General features: G+C 72.6%; 5 protein-coding genes. 3 read left to right on the forward strand and 2 right to left on the reverse strand.

Features of this window, described 5'->3' with window-relative positions:
• Nucleotides 1-129 precede the first annotated feature (129 nt).
• The 3 genes from FNH08_RS46285 to FNH08_RS46295 all read left to right on the forward strand — a co-directional run bounded on the left by FNH08_RS46285 (nucleotide 130) and on the right by FNH08_RS46295 (nucleotide 2,646).
• Nucleotides 130-1,191, forward strand: coding sequence for a helix-turn-helix domain-containing protein (locus FNH08_RS46285; protein WP_322726535.1), 1,062 nt, complete (start codon nucleotides 130-132; stop codon nucleotides 1,189-1,191).
• A gap of 85 nt (nucleotides 1,192-1,276) precedes the next feature.
• Entirely contained in the window at nucleotides 1,277-1,687 is a 411-nt protein-coding gene (locus FNH08_RS46290; protein ID WP_152777745.1) for a hypothetical protein, read from the forward strand.
• A 77-nt stretch (nucleotides 1,688-1,764) separates the two neighbouring features.
• Nucleotides 1,765-2,646, forward strand: coding sequence for a hypothetical protein (locus FNH08_RS46295; protein WP_152777747.1), 882 nt, complete (start codon nucleotides 1,765-1,767; stop codon nucleotides 2,644-2,646).
• An 18-nt stretch (nucleotides 2,647-2,664) separates the two neighbouring features.
• Here FNH08_RS46295 and rbsD read toward each other — a convergent pair whose 3' ends face one another.
• Nucleotides 2,665-3,054 carry a D-ribose pyranase gene (gene rbsD / locus FNH08_RS46300; protein WP_322726536.1) on the reverse strand — a complete coding sequence of 130 codons (390 nt, stop codon included), beginning with the start codon at nucleotides 3,052-3,054 and terminating at the stop codon, nucleotides 2,665-2,667.
• Nucleotides 3,051-3,956: a ribokinase gene (locus tag FNH08_RS46305; protein WP_152777749.1), complete on the reverse strand. Its 906-nt coding sequence runs from the start codon at nucleotides 3,954-3,956 to the stop codon at nucleotides 3,051-3,053. Before FNH08_RS46305 ends, rbsD begins: the two co-directional genes overlap by 4 nt.
• Nucleotides 3,957-4,035 lie beyond the last annotated feature (79 nt).

Consider the following 4,035-nt stretch of genomic DNA (forward strand, 5'->3'; position numbering starts at 1 on the left):
CGGGAGACCGGGCCCCCTTGACGTGCCCAGTACTTTCGGGCCAAGTCGTGCGGCTGATAAGCGTGTTGCCCTCCGTGTCGGCCGTGCCCCACGCTGCACCCGGGTGGGACGACCCTAGGGGGCAGGCTTGTGCTGCGCATCCACTTCACGTCCGAGGACTACCCACGCATCCAACTGGCCAGGAATCCCGATCCGATGTGGGAGATCGTGTGCAGCCTGCACCGGCTGCAGACGAAGCGAGGACGCTGGGCCTTCGCCGACTGGCACCGAACCACCAGGGAGACCCTGGCGGGCACCCAACTCGGCGACGCGGTACGCCGCTTACTCGTCCCGCTGGTTCCCCTGGCACGCTACTTCCCCGATTTCCTGACCCCGTTCGAGGCCTCGGACGGACTGGACCAGGCGCTGGCGGCGATCGTCGACACCCCGGCCGCACGGGTGGCGCACGAGGTGGACCTGCTGGACCAGGCGAACAGCGCCCCCACCTGGGCGCCGGCCCTGGTGGACCGCACGGCACGCGAGGAACTCGCCAAGGTCCTGCGCGCCTACCACGAGGCCGTCGTCGCACCCCATCACGACCGTATCCGCGCCATGTTCTCGGGTGAACGCGCCCTGCGCGCCCGCGAGACCCTCGACGCCGGTATCGGCGCACTGCTCGGCGGGCTCTCGCCCGCCGTGCGCTGGCAGCCACCGGTGCTCCACGTCGACTACGTCCAGGACCGGGACCTGTACCTCGGCGGACGCGGACTGCGCCTCGTCCCCTCCTACTTCTGCTGGCGGACGCCGGTCTCCCTGGCCGACCCCACCCTGCGGCCCGTGCTGGTCTACCCCTTGCACGGCTCGCGGCTGCCGACGCCCGAAGGCCCTCCCGAAGCCTCTCTCTCCGCGCTCCTGGGGAGGACCCGCGCGGCCGCGCTGCGGGCCCTCGCCCTCGGCGCCACGACATCGGAACTCGCCCGCTCCCTCGGCGTCTCCCCGGCCACCGCCACCCACCACGCCACGGTGCTGCGCGACGCGGGCCTGGTCATGAGCCAACGCCGTCACAACACCGTGTTGCACACACTCACCCCGCTCGGGGCGGCGCTGCTCCGCCCCTCCGGTCCCACCGTTCCCGAGGGCATCACGGACCTCACCGGAGCGACGGCCTCCGCCGCCTCGCCCCGGACTTTAGACACCGGTCGAAGGTCGTAGTACGGACGCGTGCCGCTCTGCGAGCGTTTCCGGCGAAGGACGCACCACGACCGAGCACAAGAGCACCACGACCGAAGGGGGAACCATGAAGAAAGCCATCGTCGCCGGCACACTCGCGCTGGCCTCGGCCGCGACCTGCATGATCGCACTCGCTCCGGCGGCGTCCGCCGCACCGGATGCCTGTGTGACCTCCACGCTGACCACCGGGGGGCGCGAGGGCGTGGGCACCATCGTCCGCAAGTCGTCCACCAGCACCTGCAGCGACCTCAACCTCACCTACGCCGACGACAAGACGTCGGTCGGCTTCGACCAGTACGCCGGCCGTCTCCGCAACTCCAGCGGTGTCTGGGACACCTGCAACGCGGGGTACATAGGGGTGTCCGACGGTACGTACCCCGTCGACCGCTACCTGCCCTGTACCGATGTCCTCGACAACACTCCGTTCACGGTCGCGAGCTACTTCAACGGCGGCGACACCGTCCGGATCGTCCACTGACCCCGTCCCGTGCCCACCGGGGTGCGTCGTCGTGGGCGGCGCACCCCCGGCCACCGCGAGAAGGAGAAGTGGTCCGGATGATCCGCACGGCGACCCCTCGCCGATTCCTGCCGCGCACCGTGTTCGTGGCCGTCGCCGCAGCCCTGCTCGCCGCGTGCTCGGCCGGACCGGGCGCCTCGGACCGTGCGTCGTCCGGGCCCGAGCCCGTTTCCCGGGCCCGCCTCAGCCACGACCTGCCCGACGACCCCATGCGGATGGTCCTCCCCGCGACCGGTGCCGAGAGCCGGTGGACCCAGGGGCTGGACGTCTTCGTGCGGCAGGTGTCCCGTGCCACCTCGGTCTCCTGTGCCCAGGACCAGGGCATCGGCCTCCCCGAGGAGGCTCCGGTCTCGTTCATCCGCTTCTTCGACGTCCCCGACCTGGACTTCATCGCTCGGCACGGACTGAGCGAGAGCGCTCAGGTCCCCGCGATCGAGACGGGCCCTGCCGCCACCCGCTCCGGCAGTTCCGCCGTGGTACGCCGCTGCGTCGCCGAAGGAGCGGCCGCGGCCGACGCGCTGTTCGCCCCCTACGCCGGGCTCCAGCGCGGGTGGTTCCGCGAGCTCGCGTCCGTGGGCCGCGCTCCGGCCACACACCGCGCCCTGCGCACGTTGCCCGGCTGTCTCGCCCGGCACGGCGTGGATGCCCGTGACGAGCGCGGTGTCATGGCCGTCGCCGACGCGCGTATGCAGACCGCGGCCCCCGCCGACCTCCGCCGCTCGGGTCGCGAGATCGGCCGTGCCTACGCCACCTGCCTGCGCCCCGTGGAAGCCGTCCGCGAACCCGCCCGCCTGCGCCTGCGGGACCGCTTCATCGCCGAACACGCCGACGAGGTCCGCGAGGTGCGCAAGACCCTCGTGCCGGCACTGCGCAGGGCCGAGAAGGAGCACGGCGTACGCCTCGTCTTTCCGGCCCCTTGACGGACACGGCCGGGCGGGTCAGAAGAACACCCCGCAGCGCAGCAGCACATTCGCGTACGGCCGCGCCTCCCCGGTGCGTACGGCGAGCCGCGCGCCCGCCGACAGTTCCTTGAGCCGGTCGTGCGCGACCAGTTCCAGCCCGGGGAAACGGGCGTCCAGCAGGGCGCTCGCCTCCGGGTTGGCCTCACGGACCTCGTACGCCGCCGTCGCGCCCTCGACCACGAGCTCGTCGAGCAGCCCGTCCAGTACCTCGGCGAAGGACGGCACCCCGGCCCGGAAGGCGAGGTCCACCACGCGCGGCCCGGACGGGATGGGCATGCCCACGTCGCAGACCAGCACGCCGTGCCCGTGGCCGAGTTCGGCGAGGGCACCCGACAGGTGGCGGTTCAGTATTCCGGCCTTCTTCACAGTGCGGCGACCTCCTCGGCGGTCGGGAAGGACACCTGGGCGCCGGCCTTCGTGACGGCGGCCGCGCCCACGCGGGCCGCGTACGCGGCGGCCCCGGCCAACTCCGCACCCGTGCCCAGCTTCCAGGCGAGCGCCGCGGTGAACGCGTCCCCCGCCCCCGTCGTGTCGACGGCCTCCACCTTCACCGAGGGCACACGCGTGCTGCCCTCGGCGGACGCGGACGCCACCAGCGCGCCCTCCGCGCCCAGCGTCACCACCACCGACCGCGGCCCGAGCACCAGCAGCGCCCGAGCCCAGTCCTCGGGGGTACCTTCCAGATCACCGCCGACGATGACCCGCGCCTCGTGCTCGTTCACGATCAGCGGGTCGCAGGCGGCGAGCACCTCCTCGGGCAGTGGCCGTGGCGGCGACGGGTTCAGCACGAAACGGGTGCCCTCCGGCAGCCTCCGTACGACCTCCACGACCGTCTCCAGCGGGATCTCCAGCTGGGCCGAGACCACACGGGAGACGTGCAGCAGGCTCGTCGCCGACCGGATGTCCTCCGGGGCCAGTCGCCCGTTCGCACCCGGTGACACCACGATGCTGTTGTCCCCCGACGGGTCCACCGTGATCAGCGCGACGCCGGTGGGTGCCCCGCCGACGAGGACGCCCACGGTGTCGACGCCCGCGTCCCGCTGCGAGTCCAGCAGCAGCCGGCCGTGCGCGTCGTCTCCGACGCGGGCGAGCAGGGCCGTACGGGCGCCGAGGCGGGCGGCTGCCACCGCCTGGTTGGCGCCCTTGCCGCCCGGGTGGAGGGCCAGATCGGACCCGAGCACCGTCTCCCCGGCCCCCGGCCGCCGCTCCACCCCGATCACCAGGTCGGCATTGGCCGATCCCACGACCAGGAGGTCGTAGTCGTACATGAAGTGTTCCCCTCTGCGGATGAGTTGGACGTACAGGTAAAGCGCCCCCGCCGCCCCTACCCGTCCCATCCCTGGGGGC

Source organism: Streptomyces spongiae (assembly GCF_009377185.1).
Classification (GTDB): domain Bacteria; phylum Actinomycetota; class Actinomycetes; order Streptomycetales; family Streptomycetaceae; genus Streptomyces; species Streptomyces spongiae.

Coding starts and splice junctions, on each gene's coding strand:
- FNH08_RS46290 (WP_152777745.1), top strand. CDS start 1,277: ATGAAGAAAGCCATCGTCGCCGGCACACTCGCGCTGGCCTCGGCCGCG.
- FNH08_RS46295 (WP_152777747.1), top strand. CDS start 1,765: ATGATCCGCACGGCGACCCCTCGCCGATTCCTGCCGCGCACCGTGTTC.
- FNH08_RS46305 (WP_152777749.1), bottom strand. CDS start 3,956: ATGTACGACTACGACCTCCTGGTCGTGGGATCGGCCAATGCCGACCTG.